This is a genomic window from Nonomuraea monospora, assembly GCF_039531895.1.
In the GTDB taxonomy this organism is placed as follows: domain Bacteria; phylum Actinomycetota; class Actinomycetes; order Streptosporangiales; family Streptosporangiaceae; genus Nonomuraea; species Nonomuraea monospora.
The window spans coordinates 76,518-103,084 of record NZ_BAAAQX010000036.1; the positions used below are offsets into that span (position 1 = coordinate 76,518).

General features: G+C 71.6%; 24 protein-coding genes and 1 pseudogene. 11 read left to right on the forward strand and 14 right to left on the reverse strand.

Going from position 1 to position 26,567, the window contains the following annotated elements; translation table 11 throughout:
- The first annotated feature begins 40 nt into the window (after window positions 1–40).
- Window positions 41–1,009: a zinc-binding dehydrogenase gene (locus tag ABD331_RS46265; protein ID WP_344490355.1), complete on the forward strand. Its 969-nt coding sequence runs from the start codon at window positions 41–43 to the stop codon at window positions 1,007–1,009.
- On the opposite strand, the pseudogene ABD331_RS61145 reads toward ABD331_RS46265, so the two are convergent.
- Window positions 1,000–1,257, reverse strand: a pseudogene (locus ABD331_RS61145) (serine hydrolase); the annotation flags it as partial. The gene ABD331_RS46265 and the pseudogene ABD331_RS61145 sit on opposite strands and share 10 nt — an antisense overlap.
- Here ABD331_RS61145 and ABD331_RS46270 point away from each other — a divergent pair.
- Complete coding sequence (locus ABD331_RS46270) at window positions 1,154–1,531, forward strand: hypothetical protein (protein WP_344490357.1); 378 nt, start codon at window positions 1,154–1,156, stop codon at window positions 1,529–1,531. The pseudogene ABD331_RS61145 and the gene ABD331_RS46270 overlap by 104 nt on opposite strands.
- Window positions 1,532–1,536: 5 nt before the next feature.
- A complete protein-coding gene (locus ABD331_RS46275) occupies window positions 1,537–2,787 on the forward strand; it encodes an FxsB family cyclophane-forming radical SAM/SPASM peptide maturase (RefSeq protein ID WP_344490360.1) in 1,251 nt (416 codons plus the stop codon).
- Here the strand turns inward: ABD331_RS46275 and fxsT are convergent.
- A complete protein-coding gene (gene fxsT / locus ABD331_RS46280; RefSeq protein WP_344490362.1) occupies window positions 2,784–5,246 on the reverse strand; it encodes an FxSxx-COOH system tetratricopeptide repeat protein in 2,463 nt (820 codons plus the stop codon). The genes ABD331_RS46275 and fxsT overlap by 4 nt on opposite strands.
- A gap of 211 nt (window positions 5,247–5,457) precedes the next feature.
- Between fxsT and fxsA the strand changes: the two genes are divergently transcribed.
- A complete protein-coding gene (gene fxsA, locus ABD331_RS46285; protein ID WP_344490364.1) occupies window positions 5,458–5,649 on the forward strand; it encodes an FxSxx-COOH cyclophane-containing RiPP peptide in 192 nt (63 codons plus the stop codon).
- 251 nt (window positions 5,650–5,900) lie between these two features.
- Window positions 5,901–7,577, forward strand: coding sequence for an nSTAND1 domain-containing NTPase (locus ABD331_RS46290; RefSeq protein WP_344490369.1), 1,677 nt, complete (start codon window positions 5,901–5,903; stop codon window positions 7,575–7,577).
- Here ABD331_RS46290 and ABD331_RS46295 read toward each other — a convergent pair.
- The 8 genes from ABD331_RS46295 to ABD331_RS46330 all read right to left on the reverse strand — a co-directional run bounded on the left by ABD331_RS46295 (window position 7,552) and on the right by ABD331_RS46330 (window position 17,462).
- Window positions 7,552–9,405, reverse strand: a complete 1,854-nt coding sequence (locus ABD331_RS46295) for an MFS transporter (RefSeq protein WP_344490372.1) — start codon at window positions 9,403–9,405, stop codon at window positions 7,552–7,554. The genes ABD331_RS46290 and ABD331_RS46295 overlap by 26 nt on opposite strands.
- A gap of 167 nt (window positions 9,406–9,572) precedes the next feature.
- The gene (locus ABD331_RS46300; protein WP_344490375.1) at window positions 9,573–10,376 is read right to left on the reverse strand and encodes a glycerophosphodiester phosphodiesterase; all 804 of its coding nucleotides are present in this window, start codon (window positions 10,374–10,376) and stop codon (window positions 9,573–9,575) included.
- Between the two features lie 95 nt (window positions 10,377–10,471).
- The gene (locus ABD331_RS46305) at window positions 10,472–11,371 is read right to left on the reverse strand and encodes a sugar phosphate isomerase/epimerase family protein (RefSeq protein ID WP_344490377.1); all 900 of its coding nucleotides are present in this window, start codon (window positions 11,369–11,371) and stop codon (window positions 10,472–10,474) included.
- Window positions 11,372–11,382: 11 nt separating this feature from the next.
- Entirely contained in the window at window positions 11,383–13,476 is a 2,094-nt protein-coding gene (locus ABD331_RS46310) for a PQQ-dependent sugar dehydrogenase (RefSeq protein ID WP_344490380.1), read from the reverse strand.
- A gap of 187 nt (window positions 13,477–13,663) precedes the next feature.
- Window positions 13,664–14,890 carry a S1C family serine protease gene (locus ABD331_RS46315; RefSeq protein ID WP_344490383.1) on the reverse strand — a complete coding sequence of 409 codons (1,227 nt, stop codon included), beginning with the start codon at window positions 14,888–14,890 and terminating at the stop codon, window positions 13,664–13,666.
- Window positions 14,891–15,039: 149 nt separating this feature from the next.
- Entirely contained in the window at window positions 15,040–15,702 is a 663-nt protein-coding gene (locus ABD331_RS46320; protein WP_344490386.1) for a response regulator, read from the reverse strand.
- Window positions 15,699–16,859, reverse strand: coding sequence for a sensor histidine kinase (locus tag ABD331_RS46325; protein ID WP_344490389.1), 1,161 nt, complete (start codon window positions 16,857–16,859; stop codon window positions 15,699–15,701). The genes ABD331_RS46320 and ABD331_RS46325 overlap by 4 nt, the downstream gene beginning before the upstream one ends.
- 24 nt (window positions 16,860–16,883) lie before the next feature.
- Window positions 16,884–17,462, reverse strand: a complete 579-nt coding sequence (locus ABD331_RS46330) for a hypothetical protein (RefSeq protein ID WP_344490392.1) — start codon at window positions 17,460–17,462, stop codon at window positions 16,884–16,886.
- A gap of 163 nt (window positions 17,463–17,625) precedes the next feature.
- Between ABD331_RS46330 and ABD331_RS46335 the strand changes: the two genes are divergently transcribed.
- Window positions 17,626–18,822, forward strand: a complete 1,197-nt coding sequence (locus ABD331_RS46335; RefSeq protein WP_344490395.1) for a serine hydrolase domain-containing protein — start codon at window positions 17,626–17,628, stop codon at window positions 18,820–18,822.
- A gap of 313 nt (window positions 18,823–19,135) precedes the next feature.
- On the opposite strand, the gene ABD331_RS46340 is transcribed toward ABD331_RS46335, so the two are convergent.
- On the reverse strand, window positions 19,136–19,756 hold the full coding sequence (locus ABD331_RS46340; protein WP_344490398.1) for a hypothetical protein: 621 nt from the start codon (window positions 19,754–19,756) through the stop codon (window positions 19,136–19,138).
- Between the two features lie 323 nt (window positions 19,757–20,079).
- Here ABD331_RS46340 and ABD331_RS46345 point away from each other — a divergent pair, with 323 nt between their 5' ends.
- From ABD331_RS46345 to ABD331_RS46365, 5 genes are all read left to right on the forward strand, one after another.
- Window positions 20,080–21,144: a trypsin-like serine peptidase gene (locus ABD331_RS46345; protein ID WP_344490401.1), complete on the forward strand. Its 1,065-nt coding sequence runs from the start codon at window positions 20,080–20,082 to the stop codon at window positions 21,142–21,144.
- A gap of 48 nt (window positions 21,145–21,192) precedes the next feature.
- Window positions 21,193–22,332 carry a M20/M25/M40 family metallo-hydrolase gene (locus tag ABD331_RS46350; protein WP_344490404.1) on the forward strand — a complete coding sequence of 380 codons (1,140 nt, stop codon included), beginning with the start codon at window positions 21,193–21,195 and terminating at the stop codon, window positions 22,330–22,332.
- A 94-nt stretch (window positions 22,333–22,426) separates the two neighbouring features.
- Window positions 22,427–22,876 (forward strand): RlpA-like double-psi beta-barrel domain-containing protein, encoded by a 450-nt coding sequence (locus ABD331_RS46355; protein ID WP_344490407.1) that lies wholly within the window; start codon window positions 22,427–22,429, stop codon window positions 22,874–22,876.
- 13 nt (window positions 22,877–22,889) lie between these two features.
- Window positions 22,890–23,480 (forward strand): cell wall protein, encoded by a 591-nt coding sequence (locus ABD331_RS46360; protein ID WP_344490410.1) that lies wholly within the window; start codon window positions 22,890–22,892, stop codon window positions 23,478–23,480.
- A 15-nt stretch (window positions 23,481–23,495) separates the two neighbouring features.
- Window positions 23,496–24,425, forward strand: coding sequence for a MauE/DoxX family redox-associated membrane protein (locus tag ABD331_RS46365; RefSeq protein WP_344490413.1), 930 nt, complete (start codon window positions 23,496–23,498; stop codon window positions 24,423–24,425).
- Here ABD331_RS46365 and ABD331_RS46370 read toward each other — a convergent pair.
- From ABD331_RS46370 to ABD331_RS46380, 3 genes are all read right to left on the reverse strand, one after another.
- Window positions 24,422–24,763 carry a chorismate mutase gene (locus ABD331_RS46370; RefSeq protein ID WP_344490416.1) on the reverse strand — a complete coding sequence of 114 codons (342 nt, stop codon included), beginning with the start codon at window positions 24,761–24,763 and terminating at the stop codon, window positions 24,422–24,424. The two genes, ABD331_RS46365 and ABD331_RS46370, sit on opposite strands and share 4 nt — an antisense overlap.
- Before the next feature lie 69 nt (window positions 24,764–24,832).
- Window positions 24,833–25,999 (reverse strand): 4-hydroxybenzoate 3-monooxygenase, encoded by a 1,167-nt coding sequence (locus ABD331_RS46375; RefSeq protein ID WP_344490419.1) that lies wholly within the window; start codon window positions 25,997–25,999, stop codon window positions 24,833–24,835.
- Between the two features lie 263 nt (window positions 26,000–26,262).
- Window positions 26,263–26,520, reverse strand: coding sequence for a hypothetical protein (locus tag ABD331_RS46380; RefSeq protein ID WP_262380326.1), 258 nt, complete (start codon window positions 26,518–26,520; stop codon window positions 26,263–26,265).
- Window positions 26,521–26,567: the final 47 nt, after the last annotated feature.

Sequence of the window (26,567 nt, forward strand, 5' to 3'; positions counted from 1 at the left end):
GATGGCTCATGAGGAGCGACGACGTCGAGGGAGTTGCGGGATGCGTGCTGTCTGGTTGAGGGAGTTCGGCGGGCCCGAGGTGTTGCGGGTGGAGGAGACGCCGGATCCCGTGCCGGGTGAGGGGCAGGTGCTGATCGAGACCGCGGCGGTCGGGATCACGTTCGTGGAGACGCAGGTACGGTCCGGCTCCGCGCCCATGCCGCTGCCGGAGCTGCCGATCATCCCCGGCAACGGCGTGGCCGGCACCGTCGTCGCGGTGGGCCCCGGCGTGGACGCCGCCCTGGCCGGGCAGCGGGTGGCCAGCACGACAGGCGGCACCGGCGGCTACGCCGAGAAGGTGGCCGTCGACGCGAGCCTGGTGATCCCCATCCCCGACGGGCTGCACCACCGCGACGCGGTCGGCCTGCTGAACGACGGGCGCACCGCCCTCGGCATCGCCCAGGTCATCGCGCCCGCTGCCGGCGAGTGGGTGCTGATCGGGGCCGCCGCCAGCGGCGTCAGCAGCCTGCTGATCCAGCTCGCCACGCGCGCGGGCGCCCGGGTGATCGCCGCCGCCGGGTCGCGCACCAAGCTCGAACTCGCCCAGAGCCGCGGCGCCGAGGCGGGCGTGGACTACACCCAGCCGGGCTGGGCCGAGCGGGTGCGTGAAGTGACGGGCGGCCTGGGCGTGGACGTGGCCTGCGACCCGGCGGGCGGCGACATCGGGCGGGCGGCGTTCGAGCTGGTCCGTGAGGGCGGGCGGTTCCTCGCCTTCGGGGCAGGGAGCGGGTCGATGACGGTGATCGAGCCCGAGGAGGCGGCCGGGCGGGGCGTCACCCTGGTGTCCATGGGGGCGGCCTTCCCGTCGCCCGAGGCCGTGCGGGAGCTGTCCGTGCGGGCATTGGCCGAGGGCGCCGCCGACCGGCTGCGGCCGGTGATCGGGCAGACGTTCCCGCTGGAGCGGGCCGCCGACGCGCACGCGGCGATCGCCAAGCGGGCCACCCTCGGCAAGACGCTGCTCATCCCCTGACAGCCCGCGGGCGGCGGGCCGCGCGGCAGGCGCGTGATGTCCACCAGCTCGCCCGGCTTCGCGGCCGTGTAGCTCAGCGGCTGCGGGCCCCTGATGCCGCGCTCGCCGGCTCCCTGCCAGTAGGTGTCCTTCAGCCCGGCGGGCTTGATGACCCTCTCGGTGATCACCTCGCTGACGGGCCTGCCGGTGATCTTCTGGAGGAGCAGCCCCGCCACGACGTACCAGGTGTTGCTGTACTCCCAGCCCATGCCAAGGGGCGGACGCCGGCCGGTGCGCCAGGCCCGCGTCGAGCAGTTGCCTGGGCTCGCCGTAGGTGTCGCGGGTCCGCAGGACGGGCGGCAGGTCCTTGGTGCGGCCGGGCAGGCCGGCCGGGTGCTGGAGGAGCCGGCGGGTGGGGATCCTCCGGCCGTCGTCGCCGTTGCCGCGGACCTGGCCAGGGTTTGCCGATCTCGGATCCCGGGCATCCCGGTGCCGCCGAGCCCTCAGCCGCCGCTGCGCTCGCCTCTCTCCATCAGGAGCTGATCAGCGTGGGAAACAACGCCCGGCGCGAGCTCACAGCACTCGAATGGCCGGCCGGCCTCGACGTCGGCGAGCTGCTGGAGTCGGGGTGGCGGCCGACGCCGTTCCACCAGTTCATCCTGAAGCTGCACAGCCGCTGCAACCTGGCCTGCGACTACTGCTACGTCTACGAGATGGCCGACCAGGGCTGGCGCGGGCAGCCGCGCCGCATGTCCAAGGCGACGATCGACCGGGTGGCCGCGCGCGTCGCCGAGCACGCGGCGGCGCACGGCATGAAGAACGTGGAGATCGTCCTGCACGGCGGCGAGCCGCTGCTCGCGGGCGTCGAGCGCACCCGGTACGCGGTGAACAGGCTGCGGGCCGAGCTCGGCGGCGGCGTCACGGCGACCGTCCGGGTGCAGACCAACGGGGTGCTGCTCAACGACGCCTTCCTGCGGCTGTTCGCCGAGCTGGACGTGCGGGTGGGCGTGAGCGTGGACGGCGACGAGGAGGGGCACGACCGGCACCGCCGCCGGGCGAACGGCTCGGGCACCCACGCCGAGGTGCGGGCCGGGCTGGAGCGCCTGACCTCGCCCGCCTACCGGCACCTGTTCAGCGGGCTGCTGTGCACGCTGGACCTGGCCAGTGACCCGGTCGTCACGTACGAGGCGCTGCTGGAGTTCGGGCCGCCGGTGGTGGACTTCCTGCTGCCGCACGGCAACTGGGACACCCCGCCGCCCGGCTGGACGGGCGCCGGCACCCCGTACGGCGACTGGCTGGCCGCCGTGTTCGACCGCTGGTACCGGGCTCCGGCGCAGGAGACGCAGATCCGGCTGTTCAGCGAGATCATCCGGCTGCTGCTCGGGCGGCCGTCGCGCAGCGAGGCGATCGGGCTGTCGCCGGTCGCGGTCGTGGTGGTGGAGACGAACGGCAGCATCGAGCAGGTGGACACGCTCAAGTCGGCCTACGACGGGGCGGCCGTGACCCTGCTGCACGTGCTGCGTGACTCGTTCGACACGGCTTTGATGCTGCCGTCGGTGGCGGCGCGGCAGATCGGTGAGGCGGCGCTGTCGGCGCGGTGCGCGTCCTGCGAGATCGCCCGCGTGTGCGGGGGCGGCCTGTACCCGCACCGGTACCGGTCCGGCGCGGGGTTCCGCAACCCGTCCGTGTACTGCAGGGACCTGTATCGGCTGATCACGCACGTGCGGCGGCACGTCGCCGATGATGTGGCGCTGTTGACGAGCGCGACCGGCCAGGTTCCGACCGGGGCGCCCGGCTAGATCGGTGGCGGGTCGAAGTCGAGGTCGAGGTGGCGTCCCTCGGCCGCGGTCAGCGCGTCGGGGTGCTCGCGCCCGAGCGTCTCCTCGTAGCGCCGCATCGTCTCGTCGAACAGCGGCTTGGCCTCGTCGCCCCGCCCGGCGGCGGACAGGTCGCAGGCCAGGTTGGCGGCGGCGGCCATCGAGCCGGGGTGGTGCTCGCCGAGGAGCCGGCGCAGCCGCCGCAGCGACTCCTCGCCGAGCCGGCAGGCCTCGTCGAGGCGGCCCAGCGCGGCGAGGTCGGTGGCGAGGTTGACCGCGACGGTGAGCACGTAGTGGTGGTCGCGCCCGAACCGGCCCTCCAGCCCGGCCAGCGCCGTCTCGTTGAGCTCGGCCGCCTGCGCAGGCTCGCCGCGCACGCGTTCCAGCAGCGCCACGTTGCTCATGCAGCCGAAGTGGTAGGGGTGCTCGGGGCTGTAGACCCTGGCGTAGCGGTCCATCGTGTCCTTGGCGAGCCTGAAGGCGTCCTCCGGCAGGTCGTTGGTGCGCAGGCAGTTGCCCAGGCAGGTGGCCGCCGCCAGGGTGCCCGGATGGTTGAGGTCGTAGATGCGCACGTAGCGGGCGTGCACGTCGCGGGCCAGCTCCAGGCCCTCCTCGCGCTCGCCCGCCCGGAGCAGGGCGATGGCCAGGTCCTTCTGCACGAGCAGGACGCGCGGGTGGTCGGCGTCGAGGTGTTGCCGCCCGTAGCCGAGGGCGTCCCTGCCCACGTCGCACGCCTCGTGGTAGTCGCCGCACTGGCGGACCGACCGGGCCAAGCTGGCCCACAGGTTGAGGAAGGTGCCCCGGCTCACCTGGGGCTCGTTGGCCTGGGCCGTACGGTACGCCTCCTCCAGCAGCACCTGCGAGCTGCGGTAGTCGCTGGTGAGGCCGTAGTCGAGGGCCAGGTTGTTGATCGCCCGCAGGGTCTGCGGGTCGTCGGAGCCGAGGACGGCCCTGTGCCGTTCCACCGACTCCTTGTCGTGCTCCCTGGCATCGATGAACCGGCCGCGCCCGCGCAGGTCGGCGCCGATGCCGTTGAGCAGGATCAGCACCTCGCGGTGGTCGGCGCCCATCGCCTCGCGCATCGTGGCCAGCGTGGCCGTGTTGAGCTCGTAGGCGTCGGTGTAGCGGCCGAACTCGCGCAGCATGTCGCCCTTGACGCGCTGCGCCCGCAGCACGTCGGGGTCGTTCGCGCCGGAGTCGAGCGTCCACTGCTGGACGAACGCGTCGGCGTACCGGCTGGCGGTGCGGTAGTCGCCGGAGGAGGCCAGGGCGCCCAGCATGGCGTGCGCGAACGTGCGCACGTCGGGGCGGGTGCTCTGCGCCACCTGGGCGGGATCCACGTGGGCGAGCAGCGCCTGGTAGCGCGGCCAGTTCGCGGGGATGTCGGAGCCTGCGGGGGCCGACTCGACGATGAGGGAGTGCACCTCGGAGCGGATGGCGTCCTTCGTCGGCGCCCCCAGCTCCTCCCTGAGCAGCGCCTGGATCAGCCGGTGGACCTGGAGCGTGCGCTCGTCGGGGTCGATGCGGACCAGCGCGTAGCGCGCCAGCGTCGCGATGGCCTTGCTCAGCCGGATGGGCGTGGCGAGCAGCCCGGCCAGCTCGGGGCGCACGGGACCCTTGACGGGGCGGAAGGCGTCGCGCGGGATGGGCTCGGGCCCGAAGAACGCGCAGGTGCGCAGCAGCTCCATGGCTTCCGGCAGGTGCTCCCTGAGCTTGGTCACCGACAGCCGCCAGGCCGTGGTCATCGACCAGGGGTACTCCCTGGGCTTGCCCTCCTCCAGCAGGCTGGAGGCGTGCTGCTCGAACAGGCGCAGGTACTCCTGCGCCGACATGCCGGTCTCGACCTGGAGGGCGGCCGCCTGCTCCAGCGCCAGCGGCAGGTCGCCGAGCGCCTCCGCCAGCCTGTCGGCCTCCTCGACGGTGACCGACGGCACGCGCCTGGAGAGGAACTCCATGCTCTCCTTACGTGGGAACACGTCCACGGCGATCGTCTCGTAGACGCCCGCCCAGCGGTGGTTGCGGGAGGTGACCAGGACGTCGCCGGGGCCGGGCGGGATGAGGTCGCCGAAGTCCTCGGGCTGGTCGGCGTTGTCGAAGATGAGCAGCCAGCGGCCGTACGGCTCGCCCCTGCGCAGGGCGTCGAGCACGGCGTTGGCGGCGTCCTCGATGCCGGCCGTCGTGGCGTCGGGCACGCCCAGCTTGGGCGCGAGCTGGGCCAGGGTGGCCCGGACCAGGCCGGGCTGGTCGGCGGGGATCCACCAGACGACGTCGTAACTGTCGCGGAAACGGTAGGCGTACTCGATGGCCATCTGCGTCTTGCCGACCCCGCCGAGGCCGTGCAGGGTGTGCGGCACCACGGCGGTGACGTTGTCGCCGATGCCCGTGTGCAACCTGTTGAGCAGAGTTTCCCGCCCGGTGAAGTTCTTGTTTCTCGGGGGCACCTTCCACACCGCCGGGAAATCACGTGGTGATCGCTCGGTGGTGGCCGGCTGTGAAACCATCACGCGTTCCGCCTCCCGCTCGTCGGATTACGACTGCAAAGGCATGGGGAGTAATGAGGACGAGCACCATCCTAACTGCGTTGTACGTTCCCGCAGAGGTACAGTCAGACAAAGCTCGAGATCGCCGGAATAAGCCGCTCAAGGAGCGCTCATGAGACCGCAGTCTTCCGCACGACAGGGCGACCTGGTCGACGTATCCGCACTCTCCCCCGGTGACCTGCGCGAACTCGGCGACTCCGCGCTGGGCACGGCGTTGCGCGAGCTGTTCGAGCACGGCCCGGACCAGGAGGACGTGTTCGCGGCCTTCGACAACAGCACCCCGCCCGCGCGCGGGGGGAACTGACCGGGCCCGAAGTTCCGGCGCTCGAATGAACGGCGGGCGGGCGCCGCCTTTTTGTGTTTCGGTGGCCCGAAACGGCCGCGCCCGCAAGGTATCCGATTCGACGTGCGGTAACTTGGAAATGTGGTGCGGCAGAGACATCATCGCGTTTCGGCCTGGTCGATATTTGATTTCGCACCGTGGCGCACGCTCGCGGGCGGTTTTCCGCTCGCGCCGGCGCGATATGTCATCTCCTCGGTGAGCGAGGTCTCCCCATGGCAGGAATACCCGCGGCACTGCGGCGGCGACGCAGCCCCTTCATCGGACCGCGGCCGTTCACCGCTCACGACGAGAGCCTCTTCTTCGGCAGGTCCGACGAGATCCGGCTGCTGCTGGAGCTGTGGCGGCGCAACAGGCTGACGATCCTGCACTCCGACGCCGCCGCGGGCAAGACCTCGCTGCTGCGCGCGGGGCTGATCCCGGCGCTGCGCGCGGACAACGCCAACGTGCTGCCGCTCGGGCGGGCGGCCTCGTGCCAGGTGTGGCCGGTCGCCGCGCTGCCCGGCCACAACCCGTACGTGCTCACCCTGCTGTCCTCCTGGGACCCCGAGGAGTCGCCGGGAAGGCTGGCGGCGCTGTCGGTCGGCGAGTTCGTGCGCGGCAGGCAGACGCACGACAGCGACGGCCGGCCCGCCCCGATCTTCGCCGCCGTCGACCAGGCGGAGGCGTTCCTGCGCAGGCAGGAGCCGGGCAAGGGGCACCGTCGGCGGCTGCTGGACGAGCTGTTCGAGGCGCTGGCCGCCCGGCCGAACCTGCGCCTGCTCCTGTCCGTGCGCTCCGACTACCTCGACGACCTGCGCCACGAGGTGAAGGACGCCGACCGGCCCGAGTGTGCCGAGTACCATCTGCGGCCACTCTCGCCGGAGGCCGCCACCGTGGTCGTGAGCCGCTCCGCGCAGGCCATGCGGCTGCACTTCCCACCCTCCGAGGTCGAGGAGCTGCTGGAGGAGCTGCGTACGATCAGGGACGAGAACGGCCAGGTGAGCCGCCTGACCCGGGCGATCGACCCGCTGCTGTTGCAGGTCGCCGGCGCGCACCTGTGGCGCGAGGAGCCCGACCACGACCACTTCGCGCACCTGCGGTCGGAGGTCGACAGGGCGCTGTCCGACTGGTGCGGCAGGACGCTCGCGGTGGCGGCGGCGGAGCACGAGCTGTCGCCGCGCGAGCTGGACCGCTGGCTGCGGCGCACCCTTCTGCACCGGGGCAGGAGCGCCGCCACGGTGAAGTTCACCGACGCGTTCCTGCACTCGATGGAGGACCGCCACCTCATCACCGACGCCCGCCACAACGCCGGCCCCGACCTGCGGCAGCGGCGCCTGCTCGCGCCGCTGCGCAGGCTCGACGCCGGGCAGTGGCCGCATCCGCCGCCTGACCCCGCCGCGCTGCTGTGCGCCGCCGTGCGCGCCCGCGCCGAGGGCGAGCCCGGCCGGGCGGGGCGGCTGGCCCGCGAGGCCGCCCGGGTGTGCCCGCCGAAGGAGATGCGGGTGCGCGCCGACATCGAGTCGCTGCTCGGCAACCTCTGCTTCGAGCAGCGCGCGCTGGACGAGGCCAACGCCCGCTACCTGGCCGCCGCCACCCTGTACGAGGCGCTCAACGACTGCACGTCGGTGGGCTGGATCCTCGCCGCGATCGGCCGCATCTCGCTGATCCAGGGCAGGCGCAGCACGGCCATCGAGCACATGATGGCCGCCGTCAGCAGGCTGCCGAACGACCCGGTCGTACGTACCGGGCTCGGCCAGGCGCTGCGGGCGGCCGGCGAGACCACGGCGGCGCTCGACGTGCTGAGCCGCGTGCTGGAGCGCGACGAGGTGCCCGAGGCCAGGCGAACCCGTAACGAGATCGCCAGCGAACTCGATGGCGGCCGGCTCACAGGAGGCATCGCTGATCAGTGAAACCGCTCTGCTCACCCTGATCACCGGCGGCAGCGCCGTGCTGGCCGCGCTGTCCGGCGCCGGTTCCTACGTGATCAGTGAGCGGAATAAGGCCAGGCAGGACCGTGCGGCGGCGGCGGAGGAGCGGGAGGCGTTCCGCACGGACGCGCGGGTCCGCGAGCTGCTCACGGCGTTCGCGGACGCGCAGGCGGCGGTGCTGAAGCTGGGGCTTGCCGTGCGCATCTCGCTGGACATGCGCGGCAACAGCCTTGCCCGCCTGGGCGGCGAGGACCGGCCGGAGCAGCTCCGCCAGGTACGCGTGGAGTACCTGGCGGCCAGCGTCGCGGTGGCGTGGCTGCGGCCGTTGTGCCCGCCTCGGGTGCACCACCGGATCGAGTCGCTGACCAAGGCGGTGGACGAGGCGTACCTGCAGGCGTGGTCCACCTCGGTGCCCGCGGAGGCCCCTGCGGAGATACAGGCCAGCTTGCAGGGCAGCCTCCATGCGCTGAGCGACGACCTGTTCCACGACGTGTCCAGGGAGCTGCCCGCTCCGATGACGGGCCCGGTCGCGCGGCCGCTCCCGGCGGAGCAGCCGGACGGATGAGGCGCGCGCGGGCGCGGAGATCGCCAGGGCCAGCGCGCCCACCACGACGGCCACGGCGATGACGGCGCCCTCCGTGCCGAGCATGGCCAGCAGGTAGCCGCCGGTCAGCGCGCCGAGGGGCACGGTGCTGCCGGAGAAGAACCGGATGACGCTGGTGACCCGGCCGAACAGCCGCTTCGGCACGCCCGAGGTCTGGTAGAGGGCCAGCGCGACGTTGATGTGCGCGCCGATGAACCCGATCCCGCCCCACACGGCGGGCAGCACGGCGGCGACGTACAGCAGCGAGTCGTGGTCGGCCAGGGTGAGGCTCGCGCTCAGCAGCAGCCACGCCCAGACGCCCGCGACGATCAGCCGCGCCGGCTTCATCCTGCGCAGCAGGCGCGGGGCCAGCAGCGAGCCGAGCACGCCGCCCAGCCCGGAGGCGGCGATCAGCAGGCCGATGACCAGCGGCGACATGTGCCGCTCGTGGGCGAGCAGGACGAGGGTGAGGCCCAGGGTCTGGAAGGAGAAGTTCGCCAGCGCACAGACGATCATGACGCGGGCGAGGAAGTCCTCGTGCCGCAGGAAGGTCAGGCCGCGCCAGAACGCCCTGAGCTGCCACGCCAGGCGCAGCGGCCGTCTGACCGCGGCGCCCGCGAAACGTTTGTCGCGCATCCGCAGCAGGGTGAGGACGGACACCAGGGAGGTGGCGACGTCCAGCAGGAACGGCCAGCAGCGGCCCAGCTCGAACAGCCAGCCGCCGAGCGGCCTGCCGAGCAGCCCGGCCACATGGGTGCGGGCCTCGTTGCCCGCCATGGCCCTGGCCAGCCGTTCGCGCCGGACGAGCCAGGGGACGGCGGTCGTCTCGGCCGTGCTGTAGAGCACCACGCAGATGCCCTGGGCGATGCTGATCGCGGGCAGCAGGTAGACGATGCCCTCGCCGACGACCAGGCAGCCGATCATCAGCACGGCCAGCGCCGCGCGGACGACCATGCTGGCGACCATCACGCGGCGCCGGTTGGAGTAGTCGGCCAGCACGCCGGCGGGCAGGTGCAGCAGGATGCGCGGCAGCGTGCCGGCGGCGGCGACCCAGCCGGCGAAGACGGGTGAGCTGGTGAGTGAGAGCGCGAGCAGCGGTGCGGTGACCGTGGCGGCCATGTTCCCGAGTTGCGAGGCGGTGGAGCCGGTCCACAGGAGCCGGAGTTCGCGCCGCTCGGCCGCTCCGGGAGCATGGCCGGGCTGTCGGCTGTCGATGCTTTCGGCCACCTCTATCCGTGCTCCCAGGACATGCGCGGATGGCGTGCGGGAAAGGACGCGCTCCCGCACGAGGGCGGGAGCGCACGTTCAGGAACGTTACCGTGACCGTCGCCGATACAGGGCCACAACATGCGACGCCTTTCCAGGATGGACCTTCCAGCCTAAGCGGCGGGGCGTCACCCGCGCCGTCTGGCGGCCTCCAGGCGGTCGGGCCTGTTGGTCATGATGCCGTCCACGCCGAAGGAGATCAGCCGCTGGATCAGCGCCGGCCGGTCCGCCGACCAGGTGTAGACGCGCATGCCCCGCTCGTGCACCTTCTTGACGTAGCGGGCGGTGAGCCCGGTGTGCGGAAGCGTGAGGCCGTCGGCGTAGCGGGCCACTTCGCCGAGCCGGCCTGCGGCGGGCCTGCCGATGAGCGCGGTGGGCAGGCCGGGCACCATGTCGCGCAGCACGCGCATCGAGTGCCAGCCGAACGCCTGCACGGTGAGCCGCTCAGGGGTCCACGCCGCGCGCTCCTCCTGCAGCTCGGCGGCGACCCGGCGGTCGATGTCCGGGCTGCGCGGGGAGTGCTTGACCTCCAGCAGCAGCCCGGCGCCGGTGTCGCGGGCCGCCTCCAGTGCCCGCTTGAGCGTGGGGACGCCCTCGCCGCGGAAGCGCGGGGAGAACCACGAGCCCGCGTCCAGCCGCTGGATCTCGGCGAGCGTGAAGTCGGAGACCCACCACGGCTTGCGCCTGGGGAACAGCTTCTCGACGTCGGTGGTGCGGCTCAGGGTCTCGTCGTGCATGAGCACGAGCTGATGATCCTTGGTCTGCTGGACGTCGAACTCGCACACGTCGGCGTGCTGGGCCCTGGCCAGGGCGCAGGCCACGATGGTGTTCTCGGGCGCCTGCGCCGAGCCGCCGCGGTGGGCGATGTTGTCCACCTGAGGCGGCGCGGCGGTGATGATCGCGGTGATGACGACGCCGAGCGAGTGGTACATACTTCCCCCCAGGCCCCATATGTCTCGCATGGAGAAAAGTTCCCGGGTGACCGTTTTCTACCGCTCGTCGGCGTCGTCAGCACCAACTTTTTAGACTAGAAGCGGATCTTGCGCAGATAGCGGTAGCCGACCTCCGACGTCTGCCGCGGCGTCACGTCGGGGGTGTCGTTCTCCACGATGTACTCCCTGACCTGGTGGGCGTCGAACACCCGGCGGAAGTCGATCGTGCCGGTGCCCAGGTCGGCCATGTCACCGTCCAGGTGCCGGTCCTTGACGTGGTACTGCAGCACCCGCTGCGGCGCCCGCCTGATGACGTCGATCGCGAACTTCACCGGATCCCTGGCCCCTCGGCCCACGCCGCCGGTGACCGCCCAGTAGATGTCGATCTCCAGGTGGACCAGGCGCGGGTCGAGCTCGGAGGTGAGCACGTCCCACGGGGTCACCCCGCCGCCGAGGTCGGTGGTGAACTCGTGGGCGTGGTTGTGGTAGCCGTAACGCAGCCCCGCCTTGCGGGCGGCCAGCGCCTCGACGTTCATCCGCTCGGCCCAGCCCTTCCACTCGTCCAGGCTGGCCGAGGCCAGGTACGGCACCACCATGTAGGTCTGGCCGAGCGTCAGCGCGTTCTGGATCTTCGTCTCCAGGGCGGCGTCGTCGGGGCTGATGCCGTCGTGGCTGGAGCTGGCCTGGATGCCGAGCCCGTCGAGGAAGTCGCGTAACTGCTGCGCCGTGCGGCCGAAGTAGCCCAGCGCCAGCTCGACCTTCGGGTAGCCGATCTCGGCCAGGTAGGCGAGGGTCGTGTCGTAGTTCTGGGCCAGGTCGTCGCGCACCGTCCAGAGCTGGATGCTGATCTGGCCCGGAGGGACCCGCTCCCTGCCGCCGTGGTGCGGCGGCGTCGCCGCAGCCGCGGCCGGGGACGCGGCGGCCAGGGCCGCCGCGCCGAGTCCGAGGCCCGCCGCGAGCAAGGTGCGCCTGCTGGGGCCGTAGCCGTAACACATGAGGGTGTCTCCTAACTCGTGGGCTCCAGCACGACCTGCGTGCTGGAGGTCAGCGGCGGCAGGCCGCCGGTGCCCGGGTCGGTGTAGGTGGCCACGAAGACGCCCGTGAGCTCGTCCGTCTCCGGGTCGTGGCCGCTCGGCTCGGTGGTCTGGATCGAGCCCGTGCAGCCACGGGCGGTGGTCTGCGGGTGGCCGTGGTCGTCGTGGCCGAGTATGTAGTCCACGGTCACGTTCGCGCAGTCCACCGGCTGGTCGTCGGTGACGCGGACCTCGAACTCGACCACGTCGCCGAAGGAGAACGGCTGGCCCGCCACCGGGCGTACCAGCTCGACGACCGGCGCGGCGTTGCCGACCACGATCCGCACCGACGTGGCCGCCGACCTGCCGCTGGGGTCGCTCACCCGCAGGGTGGCGTCGTAGATGCCGTTCTGGGTGTAGGTGTAGGCGCCGCTCGGGTCGCGGGAGTCCACCCGGCCGTCGGCGTTGAAGTCCCACGCGTAGCGGATCCGGTCGCCGTCGGCGTCGGCGGTGCCCGTGCTGGTGAAGCTCACGGTGAGCGGGGCCAGGCCGTTCGTCACCGAGGCCTGCGCGGCCGGGATCGGGGTGTGGTTGCCGGTGTTGCCGATGTAGTCGACGCGGGCGAGCTGGGCGTCCGGGTTCTCGCTGAAGAAGCCGTCGCCGTACTCCAGGACGTAGAGCGCGCCGTCGGGGCCGAACTCCAGGTCCATCGGGTTGTCGAAGACGAACGAGGGCAGCACCGGCTCGATCCGCCGCCCGTTGTCGTGGAAGGCCTTGACGTAGTCGCGGGTCCACTCGTAGAAGAGCGGGACGCCGTCGTAGTACTTCGGCCAGCCCACGGCCGTGCGGCCCCGCGTGTCGGCCGGGTCGAAGTCGTAGGCCGGTCCCGCCATCGGGCCGATCCCGCCGGTGCCCAGCTCGGGGAACTCCGCCGACGGCCCGTAGGAGTACCACACGTCGGGCTGCACGACCGGCGGCAGCCGGCGCAGGCCGGTGTTGCGCGGCGACTCGTTGACGGGCGCCGCGCAGTCGAACGTCGCGCCCGAGGCGCCGGTGGCGAAGTCGTAGTCCACGTACGGCAGCCGCGCCGTCGCGCAGTACGGCCAGCCGTAGTTGCCCGCCTTACGGACGACCGTCCACTTGCCGTGCCCGGCCGGGCCGCGCGCGGGGTCGGCCTCCTGCTGGTCGGGCGAGTAGTCGGCGACGTACAGCTCGCCGGTGCGCCGGTTCAGCTCGATCCTGAACGGGTTGCGCAGCCCCATGGCGTAGATCTCCGGCCGGGTGCCCGCCGTGCCCGGCCTGAAGAGGTTGCCCCTGGGGACGGTGTAGGAGCCGTTGTCGCGCACGCTGATGCGCAGGATCTTGCCGCGCAGGTCGTTGGTGTTGCCGGCGCTGCGCTGGGCGTCGAAGGCCGGGTTGCGCTCGGCCCGCTCGTCGATCGGAGTGAAGCCGTCCGACTGGAACGGGTTCGTGTCGTCGCCGGTGGACAGGTACAGGTTGCCCGCGGCGTCGAAGACGATGTCGCCGCCGACGTGGCAGCAGATGCCCCGGTCCACCGGGACGTCGAGGATGCGCTGCTCGGTGCGCAGGTCGACGGTCGTGCCGCCCCAGCGGAAGCGGGACAGCCTGATCAGCCCCTTGAAGGGCGCGAAGTCCGCCGGGGTGCCGGTGAACGGGGCGTCGCCCTCGTTGACGTCCGGGGTCGCCGGGTCGTCCACGGGGGTGTCGAGCGGGGGCGAGTAGTAGAGGTAGACCCAGTCGTCCTTCTTGGAGCCCTTGCCGAAGCCGGGGCTCAGGGCGATGCTCTGCAGCCCTTCCTCGTCGTGCTGGTAGACGTCGAGCCGGGCGGCGAGCGTGTTGAGCCCGGTCTTCGGGTCGTGTAACCAGACCTCGCCCTTCCTGGTCGTGTGCAGGACCCTCGAATCGGGTAACACCGCCAGGTCCATGGGCTCGCCCGGGTTGTCGTTGAGCGTCACCTTCTGGAACTGGGAGTCGGGCGGCGGCGCCGCCGCACCTGCCTGGGCGGCGCCTGCCGGCATGAGGATCGCCGCAGCAGTCAGGGCCGCGATTGCGGTTCTCGCGCTCATGCCTCTCTCCTTCGGTCTACTCGGGGGAATAAGAGAGGGCAAATTAACGTGAATGTAACCCGAGTTACGCCGATCGAGGAGGGCCTGACCGCCACCGATCCGCGCATCTTCCCTGCCGGATCGGATTAAGTGCCGAAACACGAAGAGCGCCCCCGCCCGTACGGGCGAAGGCGCTCTTCATGGTGTGTCACTGCTGCTGCTTCGGCTCCTCCATGGTGACGGTCACGGTCTTCTCCTCGCCGTCACGCTGGTAGGTGACGGCGACCTGCTGGCCGACCTTGTACCCGCGCACCTGGCCGACGACCGTGTCGCCGCCCTGCACCGGCGTCTCGCCGATCTTGGTGATCAGGTCCCCCTGCTTCAGCCCGGCCTTCTCGGCGGGGCTGCCCTGGGTCACCTGGCGCACGAGCGCGCCGGTCACGTCGCCGCTGGCGTCGGTGACGCTCACGCCCAGGTACACGTGGCTCACCGTGCCCTTGCTGATGAGCTGCTCCGACACGTGCTTGGCGGTGTTCACCGGGATCGCGAAGCCGAGGTTGACGCCGTCGGCGGCGACCGCGCTGTTGATGCCGACCAGCTCGCCCGCCGCGTTCACCAGGGCGCCGCCGGAGTTGCCCGGGTTGATCGCCGCGTCGGTCTGGATCATGCCGCCGAGCGTGGTCGTCTCCTGCTGTTGCTGCTGCCCCTGCCCGCCCCAGCCCGGCGGGAGCTGCTGCTCGTCCTGACTGCTCCCGGAGGTCACGGTGCGGTCCAGCGCGCTGATGATGCCGGACGTGACCGTGCCGTCCAGGCCCAGCGGGCTGCCGATGGCCAGCACGTCGTCGCCCACCTTGAGCTGGTCGCTGTCCCCAAGCGCCACCTTGGCCAGCCCCGACACGCCCTCGGCCTTGATGACCGCCAGGTCGGTGGCCGGGTCGGTGCCGACCACGGTCGCCTTGGCCGTCTTGCCGTCGTTGAACTTGACCGTCAGCCCGCCGTTCTGCCCCGAGACGACGTGGTTGTTGGTCAGGATGTAGCCGTCCTGCGACAGCACCACGCCCGAGCCCTCGCTCGTCTGGCCCTGGATCATCACCACGGACGGCTGCACCTTCTCCGCCACCTGCGCCACCGTGTACTGGTCGGCGGCGGTGCGGAAGACCGGGCTCGGGTTGCTCACGGTGGCGGTCGCCACGGGCTGCGCGCTGTCCCCTGCCAGGTACGCGCCCACGGCCCCGCCCCCCAGCGCGGCGGCCGACATGGCCGCCACGGCGGCCAGCGCCAGCCCCGCGATCGCCTTGCGGGTCAGCATGAACCCCGTTCGCCTCGGCGGCGGAGGCGGCGGCAGCACCGGGCTGGGCCGGGTGAACCCTCCGGCGGAGGGCGGGGTGTCACCGAACTGGCTCCAGCCACCGGTACGAGGCTCGTTCGCGTCCATGTCATCTCCTGTAGTGCCGATGACACAAGAGTGAGCCATGAGGCGTAAATCCCGACTAAGCGGCGAATGCCCGGTATGCGAAACTGCTGATCTCGGCCTTATCGCTGCTGGCAGCGGTGATCGGCGAGCCGCGAAAATTCCTCCGGAAATCAGCTTCCCGGCACGATCAGCCCCGTCTCGTACGCCGCGATCACCGCCTGCACCCGGTCGCGCAGCCCCAGCTTGGTCAGCACGTTGCTGACATGCGTCTTCACCGTGTGCTCGCTGACCACCATCTCCCGCGCGATCTCCGCGTTGGACAGCCCCCTGGCCATCATCCGCAGCGTCTCCTGCTCCCGCCCGGTCAGCACCGACAGCCGCTCGGACGGCGGGGCGGCGGAGCGCGGGGCGGCGCGGGAGGTGAAGTCGGCGATGAGCTTGGTGGTGACCGAGGGGGCGAGCAGCGACTCGCCGGCCGCGACCACGCGTACGGCGTGCACGAGGTCGTCGCGCCTGACGTCCTTGAGCAGGAACCCGCTGGCCCCGGCCCGCAGCGCGTCGTAGACGTAGTCGTCCAGGTCGAACGTGGTGAGCATGAGGACCCGGCAGTCGCCGTCCGCGCAGACGGCGCGGGCGGCCTCGATGCCGTCCATGACCGGCATGCGGATGTCGAGCAGCAGCAGGTCGGGGCGGTGCTCGCGGACGGCGGCGATCGCCTGGAGGCCGTCGCCCGCCTCGGCGACGACCTCGATGTCCGGCTGCGCGTCGAGGATCATGCCGAACCCGGCGCGGACCAGCTCCTGGTCGTCCGCCACCACCACGCGGATGCTCACGACGCCGCCCGCGGAAGCCGGACCAGCACCCGGAAGCCGGGCTTGCCGGGGCGCGGGCCCAGCTCGGCGGTGCCGCCGCACGCGGCGGCGCGTTCCCTGATGCCGATCAGGCCGTTGCCGCCCGAGGGCAGCGCCGCGTCCCGGCCGCGGCCGTCGTCGGTGATGTCGATCATGAGTGCGTGGTCCTGCCAGGTGAGGGCGATGTCGGCGCGGGTGGCGCCCGCGTGCTTGACGATGTTGGTGAGGGCTTCCTGGGTGATGCGGTACGCCGCCACCTCGGTGTCGGGCGACAGCGTCCCCGGCGAGCCCGTGGTGGAGTATGTCACGTGCAGCCCGGTCGATCTGACCTGGTCGGCGAGGGCGGGCAGCCCTTCGATGGTGGGCTGGGGGCCGCGCGGGCCCTCCTCCTCCTTCAGCACGTTCAGCAGGCGGCGGAGCTGGTGCATGGCGTCGCGCCCTGCGCCGGCGATGGCGTCGAAGGCGGCCACGGCCCTGGCCGGGTTCGAGGTGACCGCCACCGGGCCCGCCTCGGCCTGCACGACCATGACGCTGACCGCGTGGGCGAGGATGTCGTGCATGTCGCGGGCGATCCTGGCCCGCTCCCGCTCGGCGGCGCGCTCGGCCTCGATCTCGCGCTCGCGGGCGAGCTGGACGGCCCGTTCCTCCAGCGCGGCGGCGTGGGCGCGGGAGGCGGCGGCGGCCCGGCCGATGGCGTACGCGGCGACGAACTGCACGGTGCCGCGCACCCCCGACTCGGCCGAGCCGACGATGAGCAGCCCGCCGCCCAGCGTGAAGGCGAACGCGATCCACCGCTTCCACCTGCTGGAGTAGGCCGCCAGCGTGTAGAGGGCCACCAGCCCCGTGTACCAGATCGGCTGGGCGGCCACCTCTTCCTCGAGGTCGTAGAAGCCCGTGGGGATGCAGACGGCCAGCAGCACGAGCACCGGCGCGCGGCGGCGCCAGATCAGCGGCACGGCGGAGACGACCACGACCGCGTAGCCCCACCAGTGCCAGGGCCCGCCGTGCGGGTTCTCACGGGAGAGGAACGGCCAGAGCTGAATGAGCAGCACCAGGGCCGCGAGCGCGCCGTCCACCAGGATCGTGGGCAGGCCGCCGTACCAGCGGCGGAACCGCGCGATCAACCGTGACTCGGACATAAGCCCCAATTGTGCCCCTCAGTCTCACGCGACGGCGACCGCGTGGCGGGCGGGCGCCCGGCGCGCGAGCGGGACGAACGAGATCAGCAGGCACAGCGCGCCGAGCGGGATGAGGTCCTTGTCCGCGAACGGCAGCGCGAGGTCGAGCAGCACCAGCGCCGGCGTCCACGCCGAGACCCTGCGCATGACGGCGAGCTGCAGCACCAGCGCGAGCTGGGCCAGGTAGAACAGGAACGGGCCGCCGTCGTACACCACGATCGACACCCCGGGCACGCTCTGCACCTGGTCGAAGAGCACGCCCATCCCGTCGTGATCGGCGGCCATGAACCCGACCACGAGGTCGATGCCGAACTGCGCGAGCAGCGTCGCGATGCCCGCCGTGCCGGCCACCGCGCTCACGGTGGACAGCGTGCCGCGGCCCGCCATGGCGCGCAACCGCCAGAAGATGAGCGCGAACAGGACCAGGGCCGCCATGAACGCGAGGTGCCCGGTGGTCCAGGCGAGGCCGGGGCCGCGGCTGCCGTCGAGCCCGTCGAGGATGCGGATCACCCCGTAGGTGAGCGTGAGCAGGGGTGCGGCGATGAAGGCGATGCGGGAGTTCATGGCGGTAATCCTGGGCCCGGGGAGTGAGGCGGGGCATCGCCGGTGCGAGGGATTCGGCGGCTCCCTCGCGGGAGGGAGGAGAAATGGGTCGCGTCGGCGATTCGCGGCGGGGGTGGCTCTCAGCAGGATTGCTGTCGTTCCCACGACTCGTCAGGAGATCACCATGTTGAAGACCGCAACCGCCTGTCTCGCGCTGGCCACCGTATTCGTCGCGGCGCCCGCCCAGGCGAGCACCCCGGTCTGCCAGGCTCCCGCCGTGATCCAGCCGGACCCGGCCGCGGTCGTTCCGCCGATCAACGAGGCGGCGCTGCGCAAGGCCATCGGCGACCTGCCCGCGGCCGACGCCACCGCGGCCGTGGTGCGGGTGGGCGGCAAGAAGGGCTCATGGGCGGGCGCGAGCGGCGTGGCCGACCTGACGACGGGGCGCGCGGCGTCGGAGCACGTACGCTTCCGCGCCGGCAGCGTGACCAAGATGTTCACCACCGCGGTCGTGCTGCAACTCGTCGCGGAGGGCAGGCTGTCGCTCGACGACACCGTGCAGGACCACCTGCCCGGCCTGCTGCCCGCCTCCTACCCGGAGATCCGGGTGGGGCAGCTCCTGAACCACACCAGCGGCCTGCCCGCGCCCGACCTGCCCGACGGCTTCGGCTACGTCTATGAGACCAGGTTCAAGAAGTGGACCCCGCGTGAGTACGTCGCCCTGGCCGTGCGCAACCCCGTCGAGTTCGCCCCGGGCACCAGGCAGCACTACCTCAACATCAACACGTTCGTGGCCGGGCTGCTGATCGAGCGGGTCACGGGCGAGACCTACGAGCACGAGGTGACCGGCCGCGTCCTGCGGCCCGTCGGCATGCGTGACAGCTACCTGCCCGGCGCCTCGACCACAATCAAGGGCCCGCACCACCGGGGATACCAGAGCGTCCCCGCGGGCTTCGGGAACGCGATCGCCTACGGCGACGGGCACGTGGTCGACATGACCAGAATGAGCGTCACGTCCACCTGGGCGTCGGGCGACCTGATCTCGACCGCGGCGGACCTGGAGAAGTTCGTCAAGGCGCTGTTCGGCGGGAAGGTCGTGCCGCCCGCCCAGCTCGAAGCCATGTTCACCGTGCCGGACGTGACGATGTTCGACGAATGCGGTCTCACGCCCGCCACCTACACCTCGGGCATGACCAGGATGGTCCTGCCCGGCGGGATCGTGGCGTACGGCAAGACCGGGGCCCGCTACGGCTACGCCAACGGCGTCGGGGCGACCAGGGACCTGTCGCGGACGCTGGTCTACTCCGTCAACTCCACGGGCGCCAAGGACTCCGGCCAGAACCAGCGCACGCTCGGCGTCGTGCTGGCCTCCTTCTCCTGAAGGGGCCGGCTGGGAGATGTGAGGGCCGGCATACCACCCTCACATCTCTGACGGCGCTCGCTCAGCGGCGCCGGCGCCTGCGCCTGCGGGCGCGGCCACCGCCTGCCCCGCCGTTCTGACCCGGAGACGTCGGCTCCGGTCCCGGAATGCGGAAGAACGAGAAGAACCCCAGATATCGCTGCATCGCGGCCATGATGTCCCCCTTAACGGAACGGGTCGCGCGCCGGACGGCTGCGCGCCCGGCGCAAGCCGGACTGACCCGCAACCCTACCCGCGAATCGGCAGCAAAACCCTTCTGACCTGGGTTTTCTCGCTACTTGTAGGACAGCTTGCGACGCTTGAACATGGGGTGCTTGGTCTCCCAGTAGCGCCAGCCCTCCACGCGGGACGGCACGTTCGCGATCCCGGCGGAGACCTTGACGTGCGCGCAGGTGCCGAGCACCGACCAGGCCGACCAGCCCACGCGGTAACCGAACACGCGGTACCACATGTTGCCGTACATGCCGTCGCTGATCTCCTGCGTGTACTCGTGGCCGGTGTAGACCATGTGCCGCTCCTCGAGGTGCGGCAGGCCGAGCCGGCGCAGGTTGTAGAGGACCTCGCCCTTGTCGATGACCTTCTCGGCCTCGTTCTCCGTCTCCAGGAAGGCCGTGACCTCGTGCTCGCGCGTGACCGAGACCGTCATCGAGCCGCCGGGGCCGTCGATGTAACGGGTGCGGGGCACGAAGAAATTGCGCGGCGACATCTGGTGGATCCGGAAGAAGGTGCGCGGCCGGCAGTTCCGGCCGTCCTCGTCGTCGTGACTGTGGTCGACGAAACCCTTGTCGAACTTGTGATGGTCGGGACCGTCGTCCTTGTCGCCCGCGCTGGCCGCCGGCGCCATGGTCACGGCCAGCACGGCCGCGAGAATGCCGCGTGCGACAGGCTTCGCCATTTTTCTCATTGGGGTGAACATTCACCGTTCCTTTCGGAATGCGACCCATAGTCGCCAGACCGGTACGATGCTTACAGTTGCCGCGAGCCAGATGACAACGCCACGCCGAATTCGAATTTCCCGTACTGGGAAAGAGCCGGTGAAAGAGCGTCAATATCGGACCGCCATTCCGTAAAATGCACCCATCCCACCCCATGTGACGCTCTGCTATATGGCGACTTCACAGCGTGATGGCGATATATCCGATTGTGTGGGTGTTGAGGAAGATGGAGCCTTCCTTACGTACCTCCCTACGGCAGATTCCGGGTTTCGGGAGGTACGTAATGCACCGCAGAGTCAGCCTGCTCTCCGCCGTCGTTCTCGCCGCCCTGGCGGGCGCGCTCGTACCGGCCAGTGCCGCACAGGCCGGAGCCAACGGGCTCGATCCCCGGCCCGCCGGCTGGACCGCCACGGACTCGCAGTCGGAGCGCAGGACCGTCTCGCAGTACTGGACCACGGGGCGCATGCTCGCGGCGCAGCCCCTCGACGCGCCCGCGCCGCGGCGCACCCAGTCGCGCGGGCCGTCCGAGGGCGACCCGTGGGCCACCCGCGGCGCCGCGGCCACCACCACCCGCCGCAGCCCGTGGACCACGCGCGGCGCCGCGTGGTCGGTCGGCGGCACCACGCCTGTCACCGCCGCGCGGCAGTCCCTGGTGCCCAACAGCCCGGGGCTGCAGTGGACGGACGGCGGCGCGGTCGTGCGCACCACCGGCAGGGTCTTCTTCACCACCGCCGACGGCCGCAACTCCTCCTGCTCCGGCTCCGCCGTGACCAGCGCCAACGAGAGCGTCGTGATCACCGCGGGGCACTGTGTGAAGCTGAACGGGGCCGCGCACAGGAACTGGGTGTTCGTGCCGGCCTTCGACGACGGGCGGCGGCCCTTCGGCACCTGGGTGGCCAGCGCGATGCTCACCACCCAGCAGTGGAACGCCAGGGAGGACATCAACTTCGACGTGGCCGCCGTCGTGGTGGCGCCGCTGAACGGGCGGACGCTGACCGACGTCGTCGGCGGGCAGGGCATCGCCTTCAACCAGGCCAGGCAGCGGCAGATGTTCGCCTTCGGCTATCCGGCGGCCGACCCGTTCGACGGCTCGGAGCTGATCTACTGCAGCGGGCGCGCGTTCAACGATACCGTCATGACCCGTGACCAGGGGCTGCGCTGCAACATGACCGGCGGGTCCAGCGGCGGGCCGTGGTTCCAGGGCTTCAACGAGTCGACCGGCCTCGGCTGGCTCAACTCCGTCAACAGCTTCACCTACAACTTCGCGCCGAACTTCATGTTCGGCCCCTTCTTCGGCGACGAGGCCATGGCCGTCTACCAGGCCGCACAGAACTCGGACGCCCTCTGAGCGCTCGGTGCATGATGGCTGGTGATCCCTCTCCCCTGGAGGCTCGCCATGCCGGATCCGCTACCGCTGCTCGAACGCCTCATCGCCGTCGACTCCGTCAACCCGGACCTGTCCCCCGGCGGCGCGGGCGAGTCGGCCGCGGCCGATCTCTGCGCGCGGTGGCTGGGCGAGCGGGGGTTCGAGGTCCACCGCCTGGAGCGGCGGCCCGGCCGCCCCTCCGTGGTGACCGTGCGCCGGGGCACGGGGGGCGGGCGCTCGATCATGCTCAACGGCCACCTCGACACCGTCGCGTACGGCACGTACGACGGCGAGCCGCTCGTCCCGCGCGTCGAGGACGGGCGGATCTACGGCCGGGGCGCCTTCGACATGAAGAGCGGCGTCGCCGCGATGATGGCCGCCGCCGCCCGCGCCACCGCGGGCGGCCCGCTGCGCGGCGACGTCATCGTGGCCTGCGTGGCCGACGAGGAGCACGCCAGCTCAGGCACCGAGGAGGTGCTGGAGAGCTTCACCGCCGACGGCGCCGTCGTGGTCGAGCCGAGCCTGCTGGAGGTGACGCTCGCACACAAGGGTTTCGCCTGGTTCGACATCGACGTGCTGGGCCGCGCCGCGCACGGCTCCCGCCCCGACCTGGGCGTGGACGCGATCGCCAAGGCCGGTCACTTCCTGGTCGCGCTGGAGGCGCTCGGCCGCCGGCTTGCGCACTCGGGCGGGCACCGGCTGCTGGGCCCCGGCACCGTGCACGCCGCGCTCATCCAGGGCGGCGAGGGCCCCTCCACCTATCCGGCGGGCTGCCGGATCACGATCGAGCGGCGCACCGTCCCCGGCGAGACCGAGCGGGGCGTGCGTGACGAGCTGATCGGAATTCTCGATCACCTCGCCGCCACCGTCCCGGAGTTCGACTACCGCCTGCGCCCCGGCCTGTACCGCGAGCCCTTCGAGGCCGACCCCGACGCGCCGATCACGCGCGTCCTGCTGCGCGAGGCCGAGCGGGCGCTCGGCCACCCGCCCGTCATCCGCGCCGAGCCCTTCTGGACGGACTGCGCCCTGCTGGCCCGCGCCGGCATCCCGTGCCTGCTCTTCGGCGCGGACGGGGGCGGCGCGCACGCCGACACGGAGTGGGCGGACCTCGCCTCCGTGCACCGCGTCACCGAGGTGCTGGCCGCCACGGTGACGTCCTTCTGCTCATAAATATGGGCATTGACGAAAATTCCTTACATGGTACTCATAGATCAAGTCGGAAAGCTTCAACCCCCCTAGCCAAGATCGTCCAAGGAGGACGCGCATGGCGCGAAGCACGGCCAACGACCCGCCCGCCGACTTACTCGGCCCCGTCCGCGGAGAGGTCTCCTGGTTCTGCTGCGGCACCTCGTGGGGCCCCTGCAGCAGCACCGGCAAGGGAGCCTGCGGCACCTGCAACTCCGGCAACCTCCAGCACGCCTGGCCCAACACCTCCGACGCCTGCTGGGCGATCACCCGCCCCGACAGCTGCGGCGTCAGCCTGTCCCGCCGGACCTGCGGGTTCCGGCACCGCATCACGGCGCTGTGCACCGGCACCAGCGTCGTCACCGCCATCGCCGACTGCGGCCCGCAGACCGACCTGTTCTGCGGCGAGCAGAGCTGCTGCGGCGCGACCTGCGCGAGCAACCGCCTGATCGACCTCACCCCCGCCGCCTACAGCCAGATCGCCAGCCTCTCGTCCGGCCTGCGGCCGGCGGAGATCTCGACGGCCTGAGGAGGCGAGCCGCATGCGCAGCAGAAGAGACCTGCTCAAGTCCGCCGTCCTCGGCGGAGGCGCCGGCGTCGTCGCCGCGACCGCGCTGGGCTCACTCGGCCCCGAGGCGGCCTTCGCCGCCCAGAAGGTGGAGCCCGGCGCGCCCGACCCGGACTTCGCCGAGGGCCGGATCCGCTCCATCAAGGAGAACACGCTGCTCGTCCTCGGCTCCGACCTGGTGTTCCACACCATCAGGGTGGTCGACGGCACGAGCCTGTGGAAGCTCGGTCCCGTCCCGTTCGACCAGGCCAAGCCCGGCGACGGCCTGTACGCCAGAGGCGTGCGGATGCCCGACGGCATGCTGGCCGCCGAGGCCGTGTGGCTCAACATCGTCAACATCAAGGGCCACATCAAGAACATCACCGGCCAGACCATCCACCTCGACCACAACGGGCACGACGTGCTGTGTCACGTCGTCGCCGGCAAGTCCGTCGCCATCCACTCGCAGGCGCCGGCCACCGCCGACCTGTCGATGCTGAAGGTCAGCCAGCACGTGCAGATCCTGGGTGCCTGGCGGCCGGACACCAACGAGGTCGACATCGCCACCGTCTTCTCCCCGCACTAGCAAGGAGGCAGTGCCATGCACGGGGCCATGCACGGGGCCATGCACGGGGCCATGCACGGGGCCATGCACGGGATCGCCGCGTCGCAGCCGTACGTGATAGCCGCCTTCCTCCTGTGGGCCGGCCTGGTGAAGCTGTTCGGCAGGCGGATGCGGGCGCAGGCCGGGCAAACCGCCCTGGCTCGGCTCACCGGCCCGGCGCGCGCGGTCCCCGCGCTGCGGCTCGTCGGACTGGCCGAGCTGGCCGTGGCCGCCGCGCTGCTGGTTCCCCCGCTGCATCCGCTGGACGGGGTGGCGGCGGCGGTGCTGTCCGCCGGGTTCCTGGCGTACCTGACCTACGCCGCCGTGGCCGCGCCCGCCTCGTCGTGCGGCTGCCTGGGCCCGCACTCCCGGCCCGTGGACGTGCGCGCCTTCGCCCGCGCCGGCCTGCTGCTCGCCGCCGCGCTCCTGGCGGCAACGGCGCAGGAGTCCGGCGCGCTCCTGGCGACGACGGCGCGGGAGTCCGGCGCGCTCGCGGCGGCAACGGCGCGGGAGTCCGGCGCGCTCCTGGCGGTGACGGCGCAGGACCTCGCCGCGCCCTTGGCCGTGACGGCGTCGGGAGGGTTGGTGGTTGCGCTCGTCATTCTGGTGGAGGCCGTGGCCCTGCTGGCGCTGTCGGCCGAGCTGGACCGCTACTGGCTCGTCCCGCTGCGCCGCCTCCTGGTGCGGGTGCGCCGCCCGCTGGCGATCCCGCAGCCCGCGGACGTGCCGCTGGAGGCGTCGCTGCACCTGCTCCGCCGCAGCCTCGCCTACTGCTCGGCCGCCGCCCAGCTCACCTCGGACGTGCTGGAGTCGTGGGACGAGGACGGCACCCGCTTCGTGGTGTACGGGGCACGGGGACGCACGGCGGTCTTCGCCGTCCCGCTCGCCGGGGACGACCCGGCCGGCGTGCGGGTCGCGCTCGTCTAGTCGCGTCTGGACGCCGCGTGGCTGCTGGCGATCAGCTCGTGGTGCCGGACGACCTCCGCGATGATGAAATTCAGGAACCGCTCAGCGAAGACGGGGTCGAGTTTGGACTCCTCGGCCAGCGCGCGCAGGCGGCGAATTTGGGCCGCCTCCCGCGCCGGATCGGCCGGCGGAAGCTGGTATTCGGCCTTCAGCCGGCCGACTTCCTGGGTGCACTTGAAACGCTCGGCGAGCAAGTGGACGAGGGCGGCGTCAAGATTGTCGATGCTGTCCCTGAGCCGTTGAAGCTCCTTACGGACAAACATTTCCTCATCAGGCTGATCCGCAGAGGTTTTATCCATAACAAATACGCCCCCTCGACTCAACATAGCCCTAGAAGGGGAAATATTAGCAGAAAATGGACATTCGTTTCACGCCATGAGATCGGCGAACGCGCGGGCCGCGGTGTCCGAGGTGAACAGGCGCTCCAGCCGCGCCCTGGCGAGCTGCCGCCGGAACGCCCCCGCGGGCGCGGCGTTCCCGGCCTCGTGCATCATCTCGCTCATCCACCGGGAGAACTCCTGGCTGTCCCACACCCGCCTCAGGCACGTCTCCGAGTACGCCGCCAGCGGCCCCTCGTCGCCCTCCCGCAGCGCCGCGCGCAGGCCCCTGGCCAGCACGTCGGCGTCGGCGATGGCCAGGTTCATGCCCTTGCCGCCCATCGGGGTGATGATGTGCGCGGCGTCCCCCACCAGGAAGAGCCGGCCGTAACGCATGGGGTCGGCGACGAAGCAGCGCATCTCGACGAACAGCTTCTCCGTGATCGGCCCGGTGGGCAGCTCCGCGTCGCCGAGGCGCAGCCGTAACTGCTCCCAGATGCGCTCGTCGCCCCAGGCGTCGAGGCTCTCGCCCGGCGCGCACTCCAGGTAGAAGCGGCTCGCCTTCGGGCCGCGCGCGAACTGGGCGGAGAAGCCCGCCGGATGGATGCCGAAGAGCGGGTGGCGCGGCGCGGGCGCGTCGGCGAGCACCGTGAGCCAGCCGATGCCGTGGTCGTAGGTGTAGGTGGTCAGCGCGCCCTCCGGCACGGCGGCGCGGCTGACGCCGTGGAAGCCGTCGCAACCCGCGACGTAGGAGCAGGCGATCTCGTGCACGACGCCGTCCGCGTCCCGGTAGGTGACGGTCGGCGAGGAGCCGTCCAAGCCGTGCGGGGTCACCTCGGCGGCCTCGAAGCGCAGGTCTCCCCCGCCCTCCAGGAAGGCCTTGACGAGACGGACGACGAGGACCTGCTGCGGGACGATCCGCCCCGCGCGCCCGTCGGCCAGGGCGGCGACGTCGAAGAAGCGCGGCTGCCCGTCGAGACGGATCTCCAGCATGCCGTCGCTGTGCGTGCCCGCCAGCACGCTGTCACCCAGGCCCCAATCCTCGAAGACCCGGGCGGCGGCGTGTTCCAGCACCCCGGCGCGCTGCCGCTGCTCCACGTACGGGCGGCTCTGCCGCTCCAGCACCACGCAGCCGACCCCCGCGCGCCGCAGCAGGTTGGCCAGGGTGAGACCCGCGGGCCCCGATCCGATGATGACGACCTCGATGCTCTCCCGCATGCTGGGCATCCGACACCAAGATCGACAAATGCGCAAGCCCCGCCAGAAAGCGGCACATCCGCTCCTGCCCCCAGGGTCAGGAGACCGACCGCGCCGGCGCTGATCGCGCCGACCGGGATGCTCGGCGCCGCGACCGCCTGCCTGACCGGTGGGCGTGCGCCTGCTGCCCACCGCCCTGCGCGGCCTGCGGACGGCTGCGCTGCCCGGAGAGCGTCTGACCGCACAGGCGGCCGTGCCGCGCTACCCGGTAAGCGCCTGACCGGTCAGGCGCCCAGGTCGCGGACGATGTTGTCCAGCCGGACGGCCAGCTCGTCGAGCGTCTGGTCGGTCGGCGCCCCCTCGGGAAGCTGCGCCATCACCTCGTCGCGCCGGGCGATGACCAGGCCCTTGTGGGCGTCGTCCACCTCGGCGGCGGGAAGGACCACGCAGTCCCCCCGGACGAAGACCAGTGTGGCGTCCGGATGCTGGGAGTCCAGCAGTTGACGGACACATTCCCTGTCTACCAGCGACATCGCGGACATCCGGCGCTCCTCGCGTTCCTGCGTTCCCCCAGCAGGGCGTTTACCCA